Here is a 24257-nt window from a genome sequence, read left to right on the forward strand (position 1 = left end):
TTAGGTATATTAATCTATGTCGATAGCTCACGACTTCTTCATCAACTCAACAAATGATTCTGACGAATATTGCTTTCTACAACATTCATGACGTACTTCATACTTTGGCATTGAGGCAATATCGATTAACTCGAAAGTAACATTCAGCCACGAAATTTAGGTTAGGATGGCCCGGTCATATGTAAACGGTATAAACCAGAATTAACAGGACTATACGACCCATTGTTACGCTCACAATATAAAATAGCCAAATGGACACTCGCCCTCGTGCTTTGGGTGGTGATGATATGCTTAAGCCAAAATTCTGGTTTCTCGAAAAGCTGCCCGAAGGCTCACCAAATACAGAGTCAGCAAGATGAGAGTGTGAATTTATCACCATCTTGCGACCTTTCAGAAAAGCTGGTTCAAGCGTACCAACATCAGTTTGATCATATTCTTATTCCATTTTTTCTGTTTGCTTTGGTTGTGGCGCTGCCGATGACAACCACAGCAATTCGCTATCTGGAATACACAGAACCGATACCGGAAAAGTATCGGGTTCACCTAAAACTTTGCGTGTTTAGAGAATAAAGCCAGCAAGGCGAGAGACCTTTCGGCCTGACTTTTGTACATATTTTATTCACTTCACATAACAAACAACGAAATTTAAAAGTTTTAGGAAATATTATGACATTCACTCGTACACTTTTGGCGTTAACGATGGCTATCGTACCTGCCGTATCTTTCGCATCAGAAAAGACCGCAGAACAAAAGCTAGAGGAAGTTACTCAGATACTAAAAGAAAACCCTCAAATTCTTGATTCATTGCACCAAAACCTTCAAGAGTACATTGCGTATCAACAGTCATTTGGCGACACCTTGAAGGAGGTTCGTCAATATCTAAGTGATGGCAAACATTCCTCTTTTGGTGCTGAAAACCCTGAGTTAACCATTATTAACGTAACAGACTATAGCTGCCCTTTTTGTAAACGTTTAGAAGGAGAGCTGGTCAAAGTTGGTAAGGAATATCCGCAGGTAAAAGTGCTTAACCTCAATGTCTCTTTTAAAGAACAATACGAGAAAAACGGCTACAACTCGGCAAGTTACGCATTAAATGTTTGGCAAAACCAGCGAGATAAGTACGAACAAGTGCATGAGTTATTGGTGAAAAAACCGGGCGCACATGACGCACGTTCCTTAAGTCAAATAGCGAAAAAAACGGGGACAGAAGCACAGCTTGTCGACGACAAAGAGACCAAGGCGTTGCTTGATAAAAACTATCAGTATTTCACGCAACTTGGTTTACGCGGCACGCCCGCGTTGATCATTAATGATCAAGTCATTCCTGGCTATGTGCCGTTTGACGAGCTAGAAAAAGTCATCGACCAAGAACTGGCGAACTAATACAACAAAGCCCTTCCCTGATAACTCAAGGAAGGGCTTTTTCTATCTAGGCTTAAAACGAAGTTCTAACTACTTGTCGCGACCCACAAACGCCACAACGACTTTGTCATTGCCAAGCGAGCGAGAGAACACGTACGCGCCTTCTTGTTCAATTACTTGATGCTGACCCGCACCAATCGCTGGGTGCGCTTTACGGAACTGACCAAGAGTTTGCCAGTGTTTGAGCAGCGCTTGCTTCTCATCAGATAGCTTCCATACCATGTCAGAACGAGTGCCTTGGTGGAAATCGTCCGCGTAAGGACCAATGTTACGACCAACTTCATCACCATAATAAACCTGAACAGCACCAGGACTCAAAAGCAGTGCATTCGCGGCGTTACGCTGCATACCGTAATCTTTGAAGCGAGAGAAGAACAGCTCGGTATCGTGAGAAGACATGTAGCTCACAGGGTTAAAGTCTTTCTCATTGGCGATAGTGTCCGCATAGCTTTGGTAAGTGTCTGCCATTTGGCTGAAACACGCCGCGCCTTTGTCTAACTTCTTCTGCATATCGAAGTTAATCAACGCATCAAAGCCGTCGTCGAAGTAAGGGCTGCGATATGCGGTATGTCCCCATACTTCACCCATCATCCAGAATGGCTGACCTGACTTACCGTTCTCTTTACGCCACTGCTCAAGGCTGCTTGATGCCTCTTCTTTCAAGCGTTTCCACACATCGCCTTCAACGTGCTTCACCGTGTCGACACGGTAACCATCAATACCAAAGCGTTTCACCCAATCAGTTTGCCACTCAATTAGGTAGTCCGAGACGGTGTAATTATCACGCTCCTCAACGCGAGTGCCAGGGTTATCCAATAGCCATTGAGCTGGCTTCACGGCTTTGTCTGATTCAGTGATAAAGTCTGGCAAACCCGCCAATGACATGGTGATATCACTGCTGCCCGGAACTGGGTATCCCGGTAGACCTGTTCTTACCCAGTCACCGCCCCACCATTTCGCCCAGTTTGGACTCTGGTAATCAATATTCTGGTGGTAGCTATGCCAGTTTTCGCCCGCTTTTGGTTTCCAATCCCCCCATTTCTTAGGTAGGTCAGCGTTTGGTTTTAACACCTCAATACCGTCAAATTGCAAATCGGCTAACGTTGAGTAACCAGTGTGGTTGATTACTGCGTCCATCAAGACTTTAAGGCCACGTTTATGTGCCTCTTCCACCAGCTTTTTAAGATCAGCTTCGTTACCGAAGTTCTCATCAATCTTGGTAAAGTCACGCGTCCAGTAACCGTGGTAAGCGTAGAATGGGAATGAGCCGCTATCGCCGCCACCCACAAAGCCGTGTACTTGCTCAACGATTGGCGACAACCAAATCGCATCGGTACCTAGGCTCTTTATGTAATCTAGCTTTTCGATCACACCTTTTAGGTCACCACCGTGAAAGGTACCAATCTCTTCTTTACCGTCTTTCTTGCGACCATAGCTGTTGTCATTGCTCGTATCAGCATTATTGAAACGGTCGACCATCACGAAGTAAATGTTGGCATTGCGGTAATCAAACGGCACTGCTTCTTTGGTTTTCTTCACTGGCTCTAGTAGCACCAAACCGCCTGAATCTTTGCTTGGTGTCAGCGATACTTGCTGATCTTTTACTTCGACCATCTGACCAGAATAGGCATCACGCAACTTGGTGCCATCGGGGAAACTGTCACCCAGCGCGATGGTGACTTCGCCGCCTTGGTAAACCTCACATTGCACTTGTGGGATTGGGCGTTTAAATTCTGTCTTGGCAGCTTTCTTAGGCTCTCGCTTGAAGCGTAGAGTTTTGGCTTCCGCATCAAAAGCAAAAGAGTAATCGCCAGTAAAACGGATTTTTAAAGGCAGTTCTGTTGGCTTTCCACAGTTCAGCGCGATAGGTTTGTTGAATTTGACCTTCTGACCATCAGGCGCGACACAGTCGCCTTCAATACCCGTGATTTTGAGCGTGTATCCGTCTTTGGTTAAGGGCACAACCAAAGGCTGCTCTGCACTTAACGGAAAGTCACGGCTGTTGGTCGTGGTAGCAATGGTGATGTTTGGCTCGGCGATGGCACTTGCCGATGCAAGCAATAAGGTAGTCGTAATCAGATTCAGTTTCATCGTTCAGTCCATTGGTTGCGCATAGGCGCAGTATTCGTGTTGTAGTTTTATTCACACTAATAGTAAATGGATGAAAAACTGAGCACATCATTCTGAAAGGCTACGCCCTAAAGCTTGTGACGCTTCACATTTTGCTTTTATGGGGGCGTAGTTCTACTTATGAGCAGGGTAAAAAGGAGTTTAAAGCTGAACGCTACCAAGGTTACGCATTTGTCTCATCGCCCAATTGACGCGGCTGATGGTGTAAGAAGTCTGAGGGTAAACTTTGATGCGATACGGATTTGGCAGCACCACCGCAAGCCTTGCTGCTTGGCGTGTTGAAAGTTGTTTAGCAGGAATACCAAAGTAGTTTTGCGCAGCGGCTTCCGCGCCATAAATACCTGGACCAAACTCCACCACATTCAAATACACTTCAAGAATGCGTTTTTTACTCCACATTGCTTCCATCAGCAGAGCAAAATAAAGCTCATACGCTTTGCGCACATAAGAGTGTGAAGGAAACAGAAACACGTTCTTTGCAGTTTGCTGAGTAATCGTGCTCGCACCGCGAGAGGGACCGTTCTCGCCAGACTCTGAGATCACTTTAAACAAGGAATCAAAATCCACTCCGTAATGGGTCGGGAACTTTTGATCTTCTGTCGCAATCACGGCCAGTTGAATGTGTTTAGAAATATCACTCAAAGGCACCCATTCATTTTGACTCTCTTCAGGAAATCCTTCAGGAGGAGAAATCATGCGGCTGATCTTCCATCCCCAAATTGGTGGATCGATGTATTTCACTATGCCAACGAGCATCACTGGTAAAAGCAAAAGCACCAATAAGATATTGAACAGAAGGGATTTAATCTTTCTCAAAGTCCGACCTAGCCTGATTTAACAAAACAATATGATGCAAGTATAGAGTATGCAGTCTGTTTATCGTTAGTGAAAACTTGGTCAAAAAAAGCCCGATTTACAATGTAAAACGGGCTTAGAATTTGATTAGACTAAATTATTTGTGCAGCTTGTAGAACACGGTTGAAAGTGGAGGCAAACGAAGCTCAAGTGATTGAGGCAGTGATTCACTTTCAACTTTTTCCGTTTTCACACTGGTCAGCACTTTAAAATCGCTGCCGCCGTACTTGCTGTCGTCTGTATTCAGTAGCAGTTCGTATTGACCTGCATTTGGAACGCCTAAACGAAAGCGCTCGTGTGGTACGGGCGTAAAGTTGGTGATGATCAGAATACGCTCACCTTCTTTACTAATACGCTCGTGCGCTAGGATGCTCGCATCCGCTTCGTCTTGTAGACGCCACTCAAAACCAGCAGGAACACAATCTTGATCGTGCATCGCCGCTTCATTTCGGTACAAGTGGTTCAAATCTCGCATCAGCTTTTGAACGCCTTGATGACGCTCGTATTCTAGCAAGAACCATTGCAACTGATCATCGTGGTTCCACTCCGCCGTTTGACCGATTTCCGCGCCCATGAAGTTCAGCTTTTTGCCCGGTTGACCATACATATAACCGTAGTATGCTCTTAGGTTTGCGGTTTGCTGCCATTCATCGCCCGGCATCTTGTTGTGAATAGAGCCTTTGCCGTACACCACCTCGTCGTGAGAGAGAGACAAGACGTAGTTCTCGCTGTGCGCATAAACCAGCGGAAATGTGATGGTATTGTGGTGGTATTTGCGGTGAACAGGATCTTCTTTGATGTATGAAAGACTGTCGTGCATCCACCCCATATTCCACTTGAAGCCAAAGCCTAAACCACCCATAAAGGTTGGCGCAGACACACCCGGAAACGCCGTTGACTCTTCCGCAATCGTCATCGCATTCGGGAAGTGCTTGTACACTTCTTCGTTCATCCATTTTAAGGTTGCGATTGCGTCGTAGTTTTCGTTGCCACCATCAACGTTCGGGACCCACTGATCGTGGCTACGTGAATAATCGAGATAGAGCATCGACGCAACAGCATCGACACGAATGCCATCAATATGGAATTGTTCAAACCAGTACAGCGCATTCGAGACAAGGAAGCGACGTACATGTTCACGGCCTAAATCGTAAATGTAGGAGTTCCAATCTTGGTGCCAACCGCGACGAGGATCTGGATCATGGAACAGAGGCGTACCATCAAAGTTAGCTAAACCATGATCATCCGATGGGAAATGCGCAGGAACCCAATCCAGCACTACACCGATACCAGCTTGGTGACACGCATCCACGAAGAATTTGAAATCATCAGGTGAGCCAAAACGGCTAGTTGGTGCAAACAAGCCAACAGGTTGATAGCCCCATGAACCATAGAATGGATGCTCAGACACAGGCATCAGCTCAACGTGGGTGTAGCCCATATCCACAAGGTATGGCACCAACTGCTCCGCGAGTTCGCGGTAGTTCAGGAAATCACCGTTCTCGTCGCGCTTCCATGATCCAGCATGTAGCTCGTAAAACGATAACGCTTCATCACACTTTTGTGTCACTGCACGGTTTTGCCATTTCGCATCTTGCCATTGGTAACGCTTGTGATCGTAGGTAATGGATGCGAACGATGGGTATTGCTCAGAGTAGAAACCCCAAGGGTCTTGTTTGTGTGGCAACCCTTCCCCATTTGGCCCTTTGAGCTCAAATTTGTATTGTACCCCCTCTTCCAAACCAGGAATGAATAGGCCCCAGATACCGTAGTCTAAGCGTTGCATTGGATGACGACGGCCATCCCATTGGTTGAAGCAACCCACAAGGCTAACAGCAGATGCATGTGGTGCATAAACAAGGAAACGCACACCAGAGATGTTTTCACCGCCACGCTCTAGCGTGACAAAGTGCGCGCCCATGTAGTGATACATGTCTTTTGGCGTATGCAGATGCTCGTACTCTTGGTAGATATTGTGGTACTGGTACGGGTCATCAATAATTTGTTCAACACCATTCCAATCGACCGCTAAACGGTAGTGGGTCAGGTGTAAATCGCGTTGCTCTTTTAAGATGAAACCGCTGTCGCCATCACGCTCAAGCGCCACGCGAGGTTCACCATTAACAAGCAGTTCAACCTTGTTTGCGCCCGGCATCCAAACTCTCAGCGAAGCTTCGTCGTCAATGAATGGACCCAGCGCCGCAAATGGATCTGAGTAAGCCGCCTCAGCAAGCAGTTCGTATGCGCGTTCGTGTTGTTTCTTTATTTTCTTGGTTTTGGTGGTTTTCAAATCTTTCTCCCTAGAGCCAACATCCTTTTCAAGACCAGAGATCTGAATCAAACATCGGTTTCTCCACAGCCAACGTTGTGAACTCACAAAAAGACTCCGCTTCTCACGTTCGTTGCGTAAACGGCGTCAAAATACAAAAATGCCCGCTATTGTCGCGGGCATAATAACGGTACTTCATCCTAACGGATTGTGTTTTAGGAATGAGTGACCTAGACGGAACTTTCGTACCTCTGAGCTAACAAAATTGGTAATCAGCTCGTCCATCTACGTCACTCTAGGCATCTTACTTACTCGCCTGTGCGCGAACTTCAGTAAGGCGTTTAGAAATACGATTCACATCTTCACGGCTGAAGATTTCATCTAGGTTCATCGACAATTTACGACGCCAGTTTGGATACTCATCCACCGTACCAGGAATGTTGACCGGTTGATCCATTTCTAGCCAGTCTTCAAGCTGAACGCTAAGCAGTGCAGAGTCACCCGCGGCTACGTGCAGTTGCAGCGCTTCGCTTAGGTATGAATCCATTGGCACGTACTGAGCATCATGACCAATGCCTTCTGGCAGATAGCCATGCCAGCGAACGCTGTCTAGAATACCTTGTTTGCACTTCAAGCGGTCAGCGAATAGGCCTTCCAACTGCTGTTCATCAGGGTACAGACCAATCTCACGCCCCATCTTCAAGTCATCACAGTGCCAGAAACCGCGTAGTGTTGGCATATCGTGCGTACACAGCGCAGCCATAGACTGCTCAGCGTAGTGCTTCGGAGAAATAAAACCGCCGTCCTCTTTTGAGGTTTCGAAGAAGAAGACTTTGTAAGAGTGCACACCTGCATCACGTAGGATATCAACGATTTCATCTGGCACAGTACCTAAGTCTTCACCAATCACAGAACACTGATGACGGTGAGATTCCAAGGCTAGGATTGCTAGCATGTCTTCAACTGGGTAGTACAGGTATGCGCCTTCTGTCGCTTTCTCGCCTTTTGGAATCCACCAAAGGCGAAGCAGGCCAAGTACGTGGTCGATACGCAATGCACCACAATGCTTCATGTTAGCACGTAGCAATTTGATGTAAGCGTCGTAGCCAGTCGCTTCTAAAACCTGAGGGTTAAGCGGAGGCAGACCCCAGTTTTGGCCTAGTGGACCAAGTACATCTGGTGGCGCACCGATGCTTGCATCCAATACTAGCGCGCCTTCGTCAGCCCATGTTTCGCTGCCTGAATCTGCAACACCAACCGCAAGGTCACGGTACAAACCCACAGCCATGCCTTTTTCTTCGGCTAGCGCTTGCGCTTCTTTGATTTGATCGTCTGCGATCCATTGCAGGTACATGTACAAGTGAACACGATCTTGGTTGTCCTTAATGTACTTCTGAGTACCAGCTGCGTCGAATGTGCGGTATTTCTCAGGGAATACTGGCCAGCCCCACATGTTTGCATCTTCTGCATGTAAATCAGCATGAAGTGCATCGAATGCAGCTTGATGTAGCAAGCTGTCGCCGCCTTTTTCAACAAAGTCCAAGAAGGCACGAGCGCGATCGGTGTTCTTGTCTAAATGGCGAGCTTTAAACTCACTGAATAGCAGCGGAAGAACGCTCATTTTTAGTTGCGAAACTTCGGTGTAACTCACCCAATGAGAGTCTCGCGCTTTTTGTAGACGTTGTTGGAACTCTGCGCTACCCACTCGCTGTTGTGCTTCTGCACTAAGCGCGAACTCAGGTACAGAGCTTACGTCGATGTACATGATGTTCAGCCAGCGACGAGAAGACGGGCTGTATGGGCTTGCCCCTTCTGGATTCGCAGGGAACAGCGAGTGAATCGGGTTCAAGCCAATGAAGTCACCGCCACGAGAGGCAATATCACTCACCAGTTGTTTTAGGTCACCAAAATCACCGATGCCCCAGTTATGCTGAGTACGCAGTGTGTAAAGCTGGATACTAGGACCCCATAGCTTTTTGTGTTGGTTTAGATCGTCTTGTTTGAAACACGCTTTCGGCGTAATGATCAATGACATCTCGTAAGGTGTTTTACGACGCTTACGACTGATGATCAGTTTGTGATAACCCCAAGCCAAGTTCTTTGGCAATGCAAACACTAGAGGGCCACCCTCAGCACGCTCATCACGAACAATTTGGGACTGAAGATAGCCTTCAAGTACCTCTCCTTGTTCTGTTTCTAAACGCCAGCTGAATTCACTCTCACGAGCACTCGTACCTAGGTTTAGTTCCACTTCGACTGGTTCGCCGTCGCGTAAAACAAGAACAGGGGCTAGTACGTCTTTTTTATGTTTCTTTTCAGCAGAAGCCAGTAGTCTTTCATCACTGCTAGTATCGTAGCCAAGCGAAGCGAGCAAGCGGCGTAGCGTCTCCTCAGACACTTTAGCCTCATCTCCCCAAGCACTGACATAGCTATCAGCCAATCTCGCCATTTCCGCGACTTTCTTTAATGCTGTTTGTTCTTTCATCGCTTTCTCCGAAGGTAATACCAACACCTTCCATGTAGGGTTTTATTGTTATCAATAACTTCTTTTGGAAAATGACCAAAGGTAGCGCTTGGCTACCTTGGTCTTAACTAGGTTCTATTAGCGTTTCACCGCTTCAAGTTTCCAGATATTGTTCACGTAGTCTCGGATTGAGCGGTCTGACGTGAACTTGCCAACAAGGGCGGTATTAAGAATGGCCTTCTTCGCCCAGCCAGCTTGATCTTTATATTGTTCGCTCATGTCTTCGTGCGCTTTCACGTAAGATGCAAAGTCCGCAAGACATAAGTACGGGTCACCGCCGTCTAGTAGGCTGTCGTATGTGGCACGCAGTAAGCCCGGTTGACCTGGAGTGAATTCTTCACCCAGTAGTAGGTCCATGGACGCTTTGAGTAAGTGATCCGCATTGTAGTAATCAAATGGGTTATAACCTTGAGCTTTCAGCGCTTTCACACCTTCAACATCTAGACCGAAGATATAGATGTTCTCATCGCCTACTTCCTCACGAATCTCAACGTTTGCACCATCCATTGTACCGATAGTTAGCGCACCGTTTAGCGCCATCTTCATGTTACCTGTACCTGATGCTTCTTTACCCGCTAGCGAGATTTGTTGAGAAACGTCAGCCGCAGGGATAATGATTTCAGCCATGCTCACGCGGTAGTCAGGGATGAATACCACTTTCAGCTTGTTACCGATGCGAGGATCGTTGTTCACCTTGTCTGCAATCTTGTTGATTGCGAAGATGATTTCTTTCGCTAGGTGGTAACCCGGTGCTGCTTTTGCTGCGAAGAACACAACGCGTGGCGTACACTCAAAACCTGGTTCATTAAGAATACGGTGGTACAGAGACAGTACGTGTAGCAAGTCTAGATGCTGACGTTTGTACTCGTGCAGACGCTTGATTTGAACATCGAAGATTGCATTAGTATCGAGCTCGATACCCATGTTCTCTTTCACCCAAGTTGCTAGGCGTTCTTTGTTCTCTTTCTTCACTGCCATGAATTCTTTTTGGAATGTCGCGTCAGTAGCGTACTTCGCAATACCTTCAAGTTGCTCTAGTTTCGCTGGCCATTCTGGGCCGACTTTCTCAGTGATAAGCTGAGACAGACCTGGGTTACAGAACTTCAACCAGCGACGTGGCGTAATACCGTTCGTTACGTTGTGTAGACGTGTCGGGTACATTTCGTGGAACTCTGGGAATAGGTCTTTCTTAACCAATTCAGAGTGAAGTGCTGCTACACCGTTTACTGCGTAAGAGCCGATTACACATAGGTTTGCCATGCGAACCATGCGGTGGAAACCTTCTTCGATGATAGAAAGCTTCTGTTGCTTCGCGACATCACCCGGCCACATTGCACGTACGTCTTGTAGGAAGCGGTGGTTGATCTCGTAAATGATCTCCATGTGACGTGGTAGCAGGTGCTGGATTAGCGACTCTGGCCATGTCTCTAGTGCTTCTGGAAGTAGCGTGTGGTTGGTGTACGCAAATGTCTTAGAGCTGATTTCCCAAGCCGCTTCCCAAGTTAAACCTTTTTCATCCATCAGGATGCGCATTAGTTCAGGAATCGCAATCGTTGGGTGTGTATCGTTAAGCTGGATAGTCTCTTGCTTAGGTAGATCCGCTAGCGAGTAGCCCGCAGCTTCGTGGCGACGTAGGATGTCACGTACAGACGCTGCTGAGTGGAAGTACTGCTGCATTAGACGCAGTGTTTTACCTTTCTCGTGGTTGTCGTTCGGGTAAAGCACTTTAGTGATGTTACCTGCGTCGATCAGTGCGTGCTGAGCTTCGAAGTAATCACCATTGTTAAAGCTTGCTAGTGAGAATGGTGCAATCGCCTGACATTCCCAAAGACGTAGCGGGTAAACCGTGTCTGATTCGTAACCCACAATTGGAAGATCCCAAGGCATTGCTCTTACTGTCATGCCTGGTACCCATTTGCGAACTTCTTTACCGTTCTCGTTAATCACTTCAACGTGACCGTAGAAACCGATCTCTTGCGCAAGTTCTGGACGCGCAATTTCCCAAGGGTAGCCTTCTACACCGCGCCAAGCGTCAGGTGCTTCTTGCTGGCGACCATCTTTGAATGACTGTTTAAATAGACCGTATTCGTAATGTAAACCATAGCCGACAGTTGGGAATTCTTGTGCCGCACATGAATCCATGAAACACGCAGCCAGACGACCAAGGCCACCGTTACCCAATGATGGGTCGCGCTCTTCTTCTAGCAGATCAGTTAGGTTGTAACCCAGTTCAGCCATTGCTTCTGTTACTTGTTCATACAGACCCATGCTGATTAGGTTGTTACCCGTCAAACGACCGATAAGGAATTCTAGCGAAAGGTAGTTAACGCTCTTCGCACTTTTAATGCGTGGATCTTCTTCTGTCGCAAGCAAATCTAGAGTAGTAAATTCAGCCAGAGCATGCCCCATTGCTAGGTACCATGCGCGGCTGTCTGCGTTTTCAATCGTATGAGCGTAAGTTACAGATAGGTGTTTCTTTACGCTTTCTTGGAACGACTTCTTGTCAAATTGTTTTTGTTGAGTAGGTTTCATTACGAAATTCTCACGTCTTTTGGTAATTCATCTGCCATACATCGTGCATTTACCTCTGTGAATAAACATCCTCCTAATTCTCATCCTTTGAAGGAGGAGAGCTGAGGGCGTAGAGGGGGTACCATTGCTAGGTTAGTGATCCAAATCTCAACAAAGTGAACTTTGCGCCAGTTCTTAGTGATTTTGATCACAATGGAATGTGAGAAAGGTTAAAACCCGTTCATGACGCTTTTTATAGTCCACTCATCTGATGATGTGAAAATTGTAATATCGGTCACATTAACTCGGTCAGCGTAGAAGAACTTTTCGTAATCTATGTGCAACGCGATCTTAACGCTAACGAAACAAACGATATTTAAGTGACGACAATCACAAATAAAGGGCGTAGTTGATGGTAAATCCATCAACCCTTGAGAATTAGGAAGTGGATCAAAGTAACGAACATTTCTGATGTCGTAACATCCCACTCAGCTCACAGGATTGTACGCTTTTTATACAAACTAGAATTAGGCGATGTGAGTTATTTCTAGTTTTCGCTAGCTTTTATATCTAAGTGACCGTATGGAATGGTTTTTCAGACGGACGCAAGCCCCAACAGTAGCGACATTATCCGGCATTCAAACAGTGTTTTTGATGCTGATGACATCATTCAGTAAGACGGCTTTCAAGGGGGCTTTACTAGAATGATCACGTTGCTGTCATTTGGGTATACATAAATAAGGACATAACTACTAATGTGGATTCCATCTAAGCTTACTCGACCAGGACGCCTGCACAATGCCATCGTGCGCCCACGAGTGTTGGACTTACTACAGCAAGCGCCTTACTACAAATTGGTTTTATTCCGATCCCCAGCAGGTTACGGAAAAACAACAATGGCAGCGCAGTGGCTATCCGATAAGCCAAACGTCGGTTGGTACAGCATTGATGACAGCGATAACGACGGCTTTCGCTTTGTAAACTATCTGCTTCAAGCATTAAACAAAGCCACCAACTTCAGTTGCGCTAACGCACAAAAACTGGCGGAAAAACGTCAGATCTCGTCTTTACGCTCCCTATTTAGCGAAGTATTCGCAGAAATGGCTGACTTTCATCAAGAATGCTACGTGGTGCTTGATGACTACCATTTAATCACGAATGATGAAATCCATGAATCCATGCGTTTCTTTTTAAAGCACATGCCAGACAACCTCACCGTTGTGGTAACCAGTCGTGCAGCGCCGCCTCTAGGCACTGCAAACTTACGTGTTCGTGATTTAATGATCGAAATTGGCAACGAGATGTTGGCGTTTGATACCGAAGAAACCACTCGCTTCTTTAACCAGCGTATCGCCGATGGTATTGATGAAGACATGGCGAACAGCCTAAGAACCTATGTTGAAGGTTGGCCATCGGCGATGCAGTTGATCGCATTACAAGCCCAACATCAAAACCGCACATTGGCGCAAACTGTAGAGTCGGTATCGCAGTTCAATCACGCGCATTTGTGGGATTACTTGGTCGAAGAAGTGTTTGACTTACTCGATCACGAAACTCGTCACTTTTTAATGCAAGTATCCGTGCTTGACCACTTCAATGATGAGCTAGTGTTTGCCCTTACCCAACGCGAAGATGCACTGGGAATGATTGAATCGCTTAACCGTTACGGCTTATTCATTTATCCGCTCGAAGGGGAACAGAACTGGTTCCGGTTCCATAACTTATTTGGCGAGTTTTTATCGCATGAGCGCCAAGCTCGTATTCCTCAGCAAGAAAAAGATCTCCACCGCAATGCTGCTATCGCTTGGTTACAACAAAAAGCACCACACCAAGCGATTCATCATGCACAAAAATCGAATGATAAGGACTTAGTGGTAGAGATCCTAAACGAATTCGGCTGGAAGATGTTTAACCAAGGCGAACTCAGCACACTGGAAAGCTCAATTAACAAGTTGGACGATGATCTGTTGTTCAGCCACCCAAAACTTACGATGCTCCGAGCATGGTTGGCTCAAAGTCAGCATCGTTATAACCAAGTGGGCCACCTGCTTGAAGAAGCGGAAGAGGAACACAAAAAGCGTAACATTGCGTTAGATATTCATTATCAAGGTCAAGCAAACGCGTTGCTTGCTCAAGTGGCTATCAACAGTAACCAACCAGAAAAAGCTCTCGAATTAGCGGAGCTAGCGCTTAGCCAACTTGATAACACAATTTACCGTAGCCGAATTGTGGCGACTTCGGTTGTTGGTGAAGTTAACCACGTGCTAGGTAAACTAGACCGTGCTTTGCCGATGATGCAACAAACTGAAAAGCTAGCTCGTCAGTATCAGGTATATCACCAAGCGTTATGGGCAATATTGCAGCAAAGCGAGATTTTAATTGCACAAGGTTACGTGCAAGCTGCCTTTGAACTACAAGATTCCGCATTTCGTCTGATTGAAGATCAGCAGCTTCAGCATGTTCCTCTTCATGAATTTTTGCTGCGTATTCGCGCGCAAGTACTTTGGTGCTGGAACCGACTTGATGAAGCGGAAGAATGCGCGTACAAAGGTCTGCAAATTCTCGAAAACCATTCACCAAGCAAGCACTTACATAGCTATTCGATGTTGGCGCGTATTGCGATTGGACGCGGTGAATTAGACAAAGCAGGTAAATTCATTGAGCATATACAGCACTTGATGAAACAGTCGACTTATCACGTAGATTGGACTGCAAACGCTTCACTATCGTTGATTCTATTTTGGCAAGCGCGCGGGAATACCGATGCAATGCAAGAATGGCTCAACACTGCGGTTCGTCCTGAATCGGCATGCAACCACTTTTCTCAATTGCAATGGCGTAACATTGCTCGCGCCCACATTAATTTAGGCCAATATACCGACGCTCGTGCTGCGTTAGATTTTCTCCAAGGTGAAGCTCGTCGCACTAACCTAATCACAGATACTAATCGCAACTTAGTGGTTGAAGCGGTCCTTTCTGCTCGCCAAAAAGATGAGGAGCAAGCCAAGGCTCTGTTAAAAGAAGCATTAGTAATGACGAACCAAACTGGCATGGTCGGAAACTTCCTGATTGATGGTGCAACCATTGGCGGTCTGCTGGAGAAGTTGAGCCTCCGCCATGAACTGGGCGATCTTGAGCGTCACCGTGCTCAACAGTTAATGAAGGACATTTCATCGAATCAACGTAGCCGGTCGATTCACTTTGATGAAGACTTTATTGAAAAGTTGGTGAATCACCCTAATGTGCCAGAGCTAGTACGTACCAGCCCATTAACACAACGCGAATGGCAGGTTCTGGGACTGATTTATTCAGGCTTTAGTAACGAGCAAATCGCACAAGAGCTGGATGTGGCAGGTACGACAATTAAAACCCACATTCGCAACCTGTACCAAAAGCTTAATATTGCTAATCGTAAAGAAGCCATTGTGACAGCTGAAAATTTGCTACAGTTAATGGGATACTGAACTGCTAGATAAACGGGTTAAAACGTAAAGTAAAACACAAGGGTTGGCGTAACACGTCAGCCCTTTTTTATGACTGACAGTAAGAGAAGTGCAATTTGCAAAGCACGTAAGTAACGTTGTTCATATAAAAAAATAGCCAACCGCAATAATCGCGATTGGCTTATATTTAGTGTGAACAAATTGTATTCACTAACAACGTCAGTTGGCTAGGTGACCCTCGGCTTAAGAAGGGTCGAGCAGTATTATGCATTAATCATGCCAAAATGCAAAGACTTATTTTTGGGCACAAGATCTCATATAAGCTGGATTTATTCACGCGCAAATTATCAAAATGCAACTTTGTAATGCAAATTGCAATTGCATAATGCAACCAAGACTGATAATTGATAGTAGAGTTAATCATCTCAAAAATGTAAACCAAGCATTAAAAACTCGTTACGGCGACATTGTCTCTTGGCGGGTAATAAAGATAGGCAATAGATTGGATATAAAACCAAGTAGTTACAGCACTATTTCATACTTTTTTCATCGCAATGTTTGTATACTCTCTGCCATCGAAACGACTTAGCATTAGAGCAATGAACTACTTAATTACTTTCTTCAAGGGAATCGCCATGGGTGCAGCAGATGTTGTACCTGGTGTATCTGGCGGCACCATCGCGTTTATCACTGGTATTTACGATACGCTGCTTGAAAGCATTCGACGCATTAACCCCTCACTTTTCTCTATCTGGCGAAAAGAAGGGGTTAAAGCCGTGTTTAATCACATCAACGGATTCTTCCTTATCGCTCTGTTTGCCGGCATTTTCACCAGTATTGCAACGCTAGCAAAGTTGATTACTTGGCTTCTTGACACACACCCGATCCCACTTTGGTCATTTTTCTTTGGTCTAATTTTGGTCTCTGTGTATCACATTATTCGTCAGGTTGAGCAACGCGATCTTGTCCGCTTTGTCATTCTGCTCGTTGGTGTCGGGTTTGCTTATAGTATTACTGTGCTCAAACCTTTACACATGGAACCAACGGCCATTAACACCTTATTCGCTGGAGCTATCGCGATTTGTGCAATGATCTTGCCGGGTATCTCTGGCAGTTTTATTTTGCTGCTGATTGGCATGTATGCTCCTGTATTAGCCGCAGTGAAAGGTTTTCAAGTCGATACATTAGCGCTATTTTTGTCTGGCTGCGTGCTCGGTTTACTGTCCTTCTCTCACTTATTGTCGTGGTTACTACGCAAGTTCCGTGATTTCACCCTGATGTTTTTGACTGGATTAATGATTGGTACGTTGCCAAAGATTTGGCCATGGAAAGAAACCATCACTTGGCGCACCAATTCGAAGGGCGAACAAGTGCCATTGCTACAGCACAACCTATCACCATTTGAATTTGAACACGTGACATCACAACCTTCTCAGTTAGTACTTGCTGTCGTGATGATGCTTGCAGCCATTGCTCTGGTTTTGGGTCTAGAGAAATTCGCAGATTCAGATAAATAACTTTGGTATCAAACACATACTGAACCAAATAAAAACGGAGCCAATTGGCTCCGTTTTTATCTATTGGCTAAGGGCAAAACATCTCAATTGAAAACTCTGCTGTATTTGATGCAATAAAGTCCGTCGCGTTACTAAGAAGCTGGTCACCGAGGTATAACGCACAATTTACCGAGGTCACGAGTTGGCGAGCGGCGCATCTGTGCTACGATGCTCGTAATGTTAAGTGATAAATGCTGAACCTTAATGAAACTGTTACAAATCGCCGCTGTTTCAGCCGCATTAGTTGCGGGATTTTATGCCCCGACTCTAATAAAAAACTTTTCTTCTTCCACTCAAAGCAAGTCAATAGATGAATACTGCTTTCTCTCTACAACCTCTTGCGTCCAAGAAAATGTTACGATGACGCTAAACTCAGAAACTGCTCAACCCTTGGTTCCTACCACTCTAAATGTTGAGTGGCATACAAGCGATGCTAAGCAACTCATCCTAAGTCTTTCAGGAAGAGAAATGGAGATGGGTGAGCCTAAGTTTTTGCTGAAGCAAATCGCTCCTGGCCAATATCAAGGTGACATCATTCTCCCAGTTTGCACGGAGGATGCAATGACTTGGGTTGGTGAACTCAGTGATGGAGAGAATACCGTTTACCCTGCTATAAAAATGCAAAGATAAGGAATCGTTATGAGCCGCAATTGGTCCCTATTTCTCGTAGCTGCTTTCGCACTCGGGTTTGGCGTAAAGAGCTATTTAGATAATCAGAAAACGAAGCCAGAGCAAGTGGACAGTTCCACCTCTCAACAAACAGTATTGTTTGGGGAAAATAACCAAGCCATCAATATCTTCGATGTGAATGACCCTCGCATCCGAGTCGTCTATTTTGGCTTTACTCGCTGCCCAGACGTTTGCCCAACTTCTCTTGCAATGCTGGCAGGAGCACTGAATCAAATTGACGACGCGCAAAAAGCACAACTACGCCCGATGTTCATTTCTTTAGACCCAGAGCGTGATGAGGCCGATGCATCAGCAAAATATGCCCATTACTTCCATCCAATGATTGAAGGCCTATCGGCACCACTTGATGTAACGACACCTTTGGCACACAACTATGGTGTCATTTTCCGCAAGACAGAATTGGAAGGCTCGGAACTAAAGTACACGCTGGATCATAGCTCTTACTTTTACTTCTTGAAGCCGGATGGCACGTTAATCACTAAAGTACCGCATACGCTCTCGCCGGCACCGATTGTTGAAGCCATTTCAAAACTAACGACCGAAGGCTCTTCAAATGACGGTTAAGTCAGCGCTGAAGCAATTTTTCAATTTCCTAACTCATACCAACCCCAATGTCGAACAAGACGTCGATACGATCATTGACGCCATTGGGGGCATAGAGAACCTGCTAGAAACTGGTGCATGTGCGACTCGGCTGCGTCTTACCCTCAGAGAGACGTCCGTCATCGATAAGAACGCACTCAAAAATCATGGCGCGCATGGCGTCGTGATATTGGATGATCGTCATGTCCAAATTATATACGGCTTAAAAGCCAACACGTATTCGCAAATTGTGGAAGAGCGCATCACAAAACAAAGTTAATATTTTTGCAGTATAGCTACCCTCTTTAAAAAACGGCGGCTATACTCTTTTGGCTTAATTAACTCACTTATTTATTAACCAACGAAGAGGACACAAGATGATTGTATTGAATAACACTAACTGGGCATCGCAAGGGTAACCCTAACAGCACCAACTCTGTGGCATAACCACAACTTCCCCTTCTCTGCCCGGTCTTCACCGGGGTCAACTCTATCCGAATTAGACCCTAATGCGATTTGTATTAAGGCGCTTTGTTGCGTCTGGGATAATTCAATAATGAATCAAACACATACTTTTTGTGACACATTAGTTTCAACTTCAAACCCTCTAAAACAATTGGGTTGGAAACCATTTTTTCAGCAACAACTGACATTAGACGATTACGACAACACTATCTTTGCTCGTGTAATTGCGCATCACCGAAGTGGTTATTTATTGGCAACAGAAACTGGGCAAGTTCATCTTAATGCCCACCATTCTTTACCCAATATGACCGTCGGAGACTGGGTAATCTTAAATGAAGATCAGCAATTTGTTCGCTTACTGGATCGCTTGAGCCTCTTTAGCCGCAAAGCCGCTGGCAGCAAAGTGGCAGAGCAACTCATCGCAGCCAATGTGGATACAGTGTTTATCGTCTGTTCCCTTAACGACGACTTCAATTTAAGTCGTATTGAACGTTATCTTTCCTTGGCTCATGAAGCCGAAGTCGAACCCGTCATCGTGCTTTCCAAAGCCGATTTGTGTGACAATACTGATGAACTAAAAAGCCAAGTACAGAAGCTCGACCCTCTATTAGCTATAGAGACAGTCAACGGCTTAGAAATAGAGAGTGCTTCTAAACTCATGACCTGGTGCAAAGAAGGACAAACCCTCGCTTTTATCGGTTCTTCAGGCGTTGGCAAATCAACTCTTGTTAATGCATTACTCGGGCAACAAGAACAGGCAACTGGGCATATTCGTGAAGACGATAGCAAAGGGCGACATACAACTACATCGCGCTCTATCCATCTATTACCTGATGGCGGCATCTTGATTGATACTCCGGGAATGCGCGAGCTTCAACTAGCAGATTGTGAATCGGGGGTCAGTGAGGCATTTTCTGACATTGAGGCGCTCGCTCAGCGTTGTCGCTTTGGCAATTGTAAGCACCAAACTGAGCCAGGCTGCGCAGTTCAAACTGCGATTGCAAATGGCACACTTGAGGTTCGTCGTTTCAATAACTATCAAAAACTAACGCGAGAACAAGCCTTTAACGGCGCGACTTTGGCAGAGCAACGAGCACAAAGTCGACGATTCGGTAAACTTGCTCGCAATGCCATGAGTGATAAGCGCAGGCGCCAACAAAGTTATTAATTTGTTGCGTTTGAGTTGTCAATAAAATCAAAGGAGACGAAAGTCTCCTTTTTAACAACTTTATTAAAAACCATTACTCATAACTAATGATAATTTTCAACATAAAAATCTTATTTAAATAACATTGAGCAAACATTTAATCCAAAAACAAACTAAAACTAGACACAAAATATTACCAAGCTAAGATATGTGATATTCAGCAAGAAAATGGCTGAATTTATAAAAACAGGATAATTGATAATCATGTGTCTTAGTGACCAGAAGCAATGCTCACCCCTTGTAATATAAGGGCATTATCGCCGTGTAATGATGGACTATTGCCCTGCCACTCTGGCATAAAATTGCAGGAATGATGTATGCAACACAACAGCCTCGTTGCCCGATATGCTCGTGGTAACCTCGTCGTCCAGATCCTTGTCGGTATCGTCTTTGGTATTTTGCTCGCGACAATTTCTCCAAGCCATGCCGAAAGCGCGGGATTAATTGGTAGCCTTTTTGTCGGCGCGCTTAAAGCGATCGCGCCAATTCTTGTGTTTATTTTGGTTGCCGCTTCAATTGCAAACCAAAAGAAAAACCAACACACTTACATGCGCCCAATCGTTGTACTGTACCTGATGGGTACATTCTTCGCGGCGCTATCAGCAGTGGTTCTAAGCTTCCTTTTCCCGACCAATTTAACGCTTGTCACCGGCGCTGAAGGTGCAACGCCTCCTCAAGGTATTGCTGAAATTCTACGCACATTGTTGTTTAAACTGGTCGACAACCCAGTAAATGCACTAGTAGAAGCAAACTACATCGGCATTCTTGCTTGGGGTGTGGGTCTGGGTCTTGCACTACACCACGCATCGGCAACAACGAAGGCCGTATTTGAAGATCTAAGCCACAGCGTGTCTCACATTGTGCGCTTTATCATTCGTCTTGCACCATTTGGTATCTTTGGCTTGGTTGCTTCAACGTTTGCGACAACAGGCTTTAGCGCGCTAGCAAGCTACGCACACCTTCTGGCGGTTCTTCTTGGCGCAATGATGATCATCGCACTCGTTGTAAACCCGGCGATCGTGTTCGTTAAAACCAAACAAAACCCTTACCCACTTGTATTCCGTTGTCTACGTGAAAGTGGTGTAACAGCGTTCTTCACTCGTTCAAGTGCAGCGAATATTCCAGTAAACATGGCACTATGTGAGAAGCTAAAACTGGACGAGGATACATACTCAGTATCTATTCCTCTAGGTGCGACCATCAACATGGCTGGTGCTGCAATCACTATCACAACACTAACGCTTGCAGCTGTGCACACTATGGGTATCGAAGTTGATCTACTGACTGCGCTACTGCTCAGTATTGTGGCTGCGGTTTCTGCATGCGGCGCATCAGGTGTTGCAGGTGGCTCTCTACTACTTATCCCACTTGCGTGTGGCCTGTTTGGTATCTCAAACGACGTAGCAATGCAGGTTGTAGCGGTTGGCTTCATTATCGGTGTGATTCAAGACTCTGCAGAAACTGCGCTAAACAGCTCAACAGACGTTGTCTTTACGGCAGCAGTTTGTAAATCAGAGCAGCAAAAAGCTCAGTAAGACTGACAGAACAAAGAGAAAGGGGAGCCGATGATGGCTCCCCTTTTTTGTTTAATTGCGCTCAATTACGCGGTGACCAAAGCCACCTCTTCAATTGAGAAATGCTTACTTGGCTCAACAAACTCTTGCTGCGCAGCAATAGTTTGCAGCTCCCATTCGCCTGCATGGTACGTTGCACTTAACACCCCGTAGCATGCGTCATGACAATGTTGGAAAGCTTGCTTGGGAGACCAGCCTTTTAAGAGTCCCGCGGTAAAGATAGCTGAAATAAGATCGCCCACGCCAACAGGTTGTTTAGCAAACTCAAATTGAGGACGCTTCGCAAGGTAAATGCCTTCTTGCGTAGCCAATAGCATGTTGAAGCTGCCATTTTCTAGGCAGTAAAGGTGCTTAACTAGCACCACTTTTGGACCTTTTTCTAGCGCACGTTGGCATGCGGTGATCGCATCGTCTAGTGAGTGGATTTCCATCTCAGAAAATTGACTTAGCTCGAATTGGTTCGGAACGATCACGTCCGCCATTGGCATCAAACGCGTTAGAAGATTTTCAGCAATGCCCGGAGCCACAATGCAGCCTTTGTCTGGCGCGCCCATTACAGGGTCGCAAACGTAAAGTGCGTTCGGGTTTGCTTGTTTCACTTTCGTCACGGTATCTTCAACAGCAAGGCACTGCTCTGCACTACCTTGGTAGCCCGTCAATACCGCTTGGCACTTTTCCAGCGCGCCGATGTTACCAAGTCCACGAACTAACTCGCTGATGTCTTCAGCCGCAAACGCTCGCCCAGTCCAGCCTTCTTGATACTGCGTGTGGTTAGAAAATTGAACGGTATGAATTGGCCATACTTCAAAACCCATGCGTTGCATTGGGAAAACGGCACTGCTGTTACCAGCATGACCAAAAGAAACATGAGATTGTATAGAGAGGATACCTTGCATAGTACCTTACCTCTTATTGTTGTTATCGATAGTTCAAAGACAGCGGCAAGCGCCAGTTTTGCGAAACCAGTAGTGTATCCGACAAACCAAGATTCTCTAACTCAATTCTCCTCAATATCTTCAGAGTAAGTTGGAGTGCTGGTTTTCAACACCATCTTCTTAATTTCCATTTTGTCTTTATTCAGTGCGATTTCTAGGGTATCTCCTTCCCTTATCCCGAGCTGAGCCAGGATTGCGCTTGGAATGACTACGGCGGTATCGTCACCGATTTTAACAGGTTGACTTATCATCTTTCGTCCTCCAAATGTCGAAAATGAGTTTTCACGTCATTGGATGTCTAGCCTCAAATACGTTGAGCTGACTTGGATTTGGCGTAACATTTTAAAGACAAAAGAAAAGCCTCAATCTTGAGGCTTCTGGATAAGATAGGTTATGGCTGAAGGAAGTTTTGAGTGAAATCGAGCGCATCTTTAGAGAGTTTTTTTTCGTTGGGCGATGTGCTTGCCTGGTCTTCTGCTGTTACCGTTGTCATCTTAGGCTGAAAATCTAGTGTTGATGTCTCCTCCCAAGCTTCGGAGGCGTCTTTATTCTCATCATTCAACACCGCATTGAGCTCCTCTTCCGCAGGAAAATACGCTTCGCGTTTGTACACTTTGTTAAGGGCTCGAATAATAGAGTGCTTTCTCACCATTCCTGAGGCCAGTTTTCTTTGCAACGGCTTCGCTATGGACTGCAATCCAACGACAACATCAACACCAATATTGGTTGCCACTTCATCACGTAACGTACGCGCAGGTTGGTAGCCCATATTGGCAGCAAGAAACAGCCAAACGTAAGCAATTGCATTACCCGTTTTACCTTTATCCTTCCACGCTTCGCCAGCATGATACATCGCTTTAGCACTGCCACCTTCCGCGGCCCGTTCCAGCCAGTAGCAACCTTTAACCATGCTTTTTTCTGTACCAATGCCATTTAGGTAACATAAGCCGACTTGGATCTTGCCATCCGCACTGTCTTTTTCCGCCGCTTTCATAAACCAGTAAAGCGCATCTGCACTGCGTCCTGCACTATTGTCTGGTGAAAGCTGCCACTCACCCATGTAAAGCATGGCATCAATGCAGCCTTCCTCGGCTGCGGTTTCAATCAGTTGGTTACCTTTGGGAATATTTTTTTCCGTTCCGCGACCAAAAACCAACGCTTTGCCTGTCGAAAATTTCGCTTCGGTATCCCCTTCCATTCCCGCAATTGCGGTACGCCAGAAGTTTGCCTGCTCTTTTAAAATCACATCTTCGCGCATGCGTTCACTTAAGCGAACAATGCCATACATCCCCGTCACATTGTCCAGTTTAGCGGCTTTATCATACCAATACAGCGCTTGACGAATGTTGTCCTTTTCGGCTTCTTTCGCTAGAAATAAAATGGTGGGGATATGCCCGGTTTCTGCTTTGAACTCTCGCTCTTTACGCTCTTGCTCTCGCGCTTTATGCATCGCCTTTCGATAAGCGGCTTCGCGAGCTTTCCTCTCTGCCTCGAGTCTCTGTTTCCGCATCGACAACGAGATCATCCACACAAATATCAGGACGAGTGAAAGGCCAGTTGCCGCAATGGCAATGCCCATACTACTCATAAATAGCCTCTTTTGGTTTCAGGGCCCAATTCAACTCCCTTTCAGGGAAATCTTATGATTACGCGCCGACGTAATGCCGACTACCTTCATTATATAACGACCACTTAGCGAAAATCTGAAGCTTGCGAATACTTAATGGCGGTATTTTACTCAACATCACTGTAACTTATTTTTAAAAGAAAAATATGGCCCTCATTTTTATAGAACTTAATCACGGTTTTGGGGCTGAGATATTCTCATCCCCTATCATCCCCCCTTACTCCTCCCATAAAAATTCACATTTTAATGATGTGCAGAATCTCTCACTATGCGCCTGTTTTATTATTTAATTTGTGAACAAAATCGACTGTGACAGAAAATTTGCACCTGTAAAAAACTTAACAGCCTGCTCTCACATTTTGCTGATGATTCAGTGTATTAGCATCTAATTGAACATTTCCTTTTTTGGCATCTGCCTTTCTAGCGTGTGCAAAACCTTCTTGATGATTGAGTCAGCGAAGGCAGCG

The 24257-nt window shown here is 45.6% G+C and carries 17 protein-coding genes; 9 read left to right on the plus strand and 8 right to left on the minus strand.

From position 1 onward, the window contains the following. Positions 1 to 282 precede the first annotated feature (282 nt). Both R7044_RS12240 and R7044_RS12245 read left to right on the plus strand, forming a co-directional pair. Positions 283 to 570 (plus strand): hypothetical protein, encoded by a 288-nt coding sequence (locus R7044_RS12240; protein WP_081107505.1) that lies wholly within the window; start codon positions 283 to 285, stop codon positions 568 to 570. Positions 571 to 666: 96 nt separating this feature from the next. Continuing rightward, positions 667 to 1383 (plus strand): DsbA family protein, encoded by a 717-nt coding sequence (locus R7044_RS12245; protein WP_225455604.1) that lies wholly within the window; start codon positions 667 to 669, stop codon positions 1381 to 1383. A gap of 69 nt (positions 1384 to 1452) precedes the next feature. Here the strand turns inward: R7044_RS12245 and R7044_RS12250 are convergent, their stop codons facing one another. From R7044_RS12250 to R7044_RS12270, 5 genes are all read right to left on the minus strand, one after another. Then, on the minus strand, positions 1453 to 3513 hold the full coding sequence (locus R7044_RS12250) for an alpha-amylase (RefSeq protein ID WP_042522184.1): 2061 nt from the start codon (positions 3511 to 3513) through the stop codon (positions 1453 to 1455). 180 nt (positions 3514 to 3693) lie between these two features. Beyond that, positions 3694 to 4368, minus strand: coding sequence for a monofunctional biosynthetic peptidoglycan transglycosylase (gene mtgA / locus R7044_RS12255; RefSeq protein ID WP_054865800.1), 675 nt, complete (start codon positions 4366 to 4368; stop codon positions 3694 to 3696). Between the two features lie 136 nt (positions 4369 to 4504). Then, positions 4505 to 6697, minus strand: a complete 2193-nt coding sequence (gene glgB / locus R7044_RS12260) for a 1,4-alpha-glucan branching protein GlgB (RefSeq protein WP_373920865.1) — start codon at positions 6695 to 6697, stop codon at positions 4505 to 4507. Between the two features lie 283 nt (positions 6698 to 6980). After that, positions 6981 to 9161, minus strand: a complete 2181-nt coding sequence (gene malQ / locus R7044_RS12265; protein WP_225455605.1) for a 4-alpha-glucanotransferase — start codon at positions 9159 to 9161, stop codon at positions 6981 to 6983. 117 nt (positions 9162 to 9278) lie between these two features. Next, the gene (locus R7044_RS12270) at positions 9279 to 11732 is read right to left on the minus strand and encodes a glycogen/starch/alpha-glucan phosphorylase (protein ID WP_053307964.1); all 2454 of its coding nucleotides are present in this window, start codon (positions 11730 to 11732) and stop codon (positions 9279 to 9281) included. A gap of 734 nt (positions 11733 to 12466) precedes the next feature. Here R7044_RS12270 and malT point away from each other — a divergent pair. The 7 genes from malT (at position 12467) to sstT (ending at position 21189) form a co-directional block, all read left to right on the plus strand. After that, positions 12467 to 15175, plus strand: a complete 2709-nt coding sequence (gene malT / locus R7044_RS12275) for an HTH-type transcriptional regulator MalT (RefSeq protein ID WP_005374834.1) — start codon at positions 12467 to 12469, stop codon at positions 15173 to 15175. Positions 15176 to 15753: 578 nt separating this feature from the next. After that, positions 15754 to 16671: a DUF368 domain-containing protein gene (locus R7044_RS12280; protein WP_025998607.1), complete on the plus strand. Its 918-nt coding sequence runs from the start codon at positions 15754 to 15756 to the stop codon at positions 16669 to 16671. A gap of 243 nt (positions 16672 to 16914) precedes the next feature. Further along, positions 16915 to 17340 carry a hypothetical protein gene (locus R7044_RS12285; RefSeq protein WP_017634464.1) on the plus strand — a complete coding sequence of 142 codons (426 nt, stop codon included), beginning with the start codon at positions 16915 to 16917 and terminating at the stop codon, positions 17338 to 17340. Positions 17341 to 17349: 9 nt separating this feature from the next. Then, positions 17350 to 17964: an SCO family protein gene (locus R7044_RS12290; RefSeq protein WP_017634465.1), complete on the plus strand. Its 615-nt coding sequence runs from the start codon at positions 17350 to 17352 to the stop codon at positions 17962 to 17964. Continuing rightward, a complete protein-coding gene (locus tag R7044_RS12295; RefSeq protein ID WP_225455606.1) occupies positions 17954 to 18262 on the plus strand; it encodes a glucose PTS transporter subunit EIIB in 309 nt (102 codons plus the stop codon). The genes R7044_RS12290 and R7044_RS12295 overlap by 11 nt, the downstream gene beginning before the upstream one ends. 276 nt (positions 18263 to 18538) lie before the next feature. After that, entirely contained in the window at positions 18539 to 19615 is a 1077-nt protein-coding gene (rsgA, locus tag R7044_RS12300) for a ribosome small subunit-dependent GTPase A (protein WP_225455607.1), read from the plus strand. 356 nt (positions 19616 to 19971) lie between these two features. Then, positions 19972 to 21189, plus strand: coding sequence for a serine/threonine transporter SstT (sstT, locus tag R7044_RS12305; protein WP_005374821.1), 1218 nt, complete (start codon positions 19972 to 19974; stop codon positions 21187 to 21189). Positions 21190 to 21254: 65 nt separating this feature from the next. On the opposite strand, the gene pdxY is transcribed toward sstT, so the two are convergent. The 3 genes from pdxY to R7044_RS12320 form a co-directional block, all read right to left on the minus strand. Then, positions 21255 to 22124 carry a pyridoxal kinase PdxY gene (pdxY, locus tag R7044_RS12310; RefSeq protein ID WP_054574874.1) on the minus strand — a complete coding sequence of 290 codons (870 nt, stop codon included), beginning with the start codon at positions 22122 to 22124 and terminating at the stop codon, positions 21255 to 21257. Between the two features lie 101 nt (positions 22125 to 22225). After that, the gene (locus R7044_RS12315; protein WP_005458312.1) at positions 22226 to 22414 is read right to left on the minus strand and encodes an AbrB/MazE/SpoVT family DNA-binding domain-containing protein; all 189 of its coding nucleotides are present in this window, start codon (positions 22412 to 22414) and stop codon (positions 22226 to 22228) included. A gap of 140 nt (positions 22415 to 22554) precedes the next feature. After that, positions 22555 to 23751 carry a tetratricopeptide repeat protein gene (locus R7044_RS12320; RefSeq protein WP_206957634.1) on the minus strand — a complete coding sequence of 399 codons (1197 nt, stop codon included), beginning with the start codon at positions 23749 to 23751 and terminating at the stop codon, positions 22555 to 22557. Between the last annotated feature and the right edge of the window lie 506 nt (positions 23752 to 24257).

Source organism: Vibrio sp. 1402, from assembly GCF_033340275.1.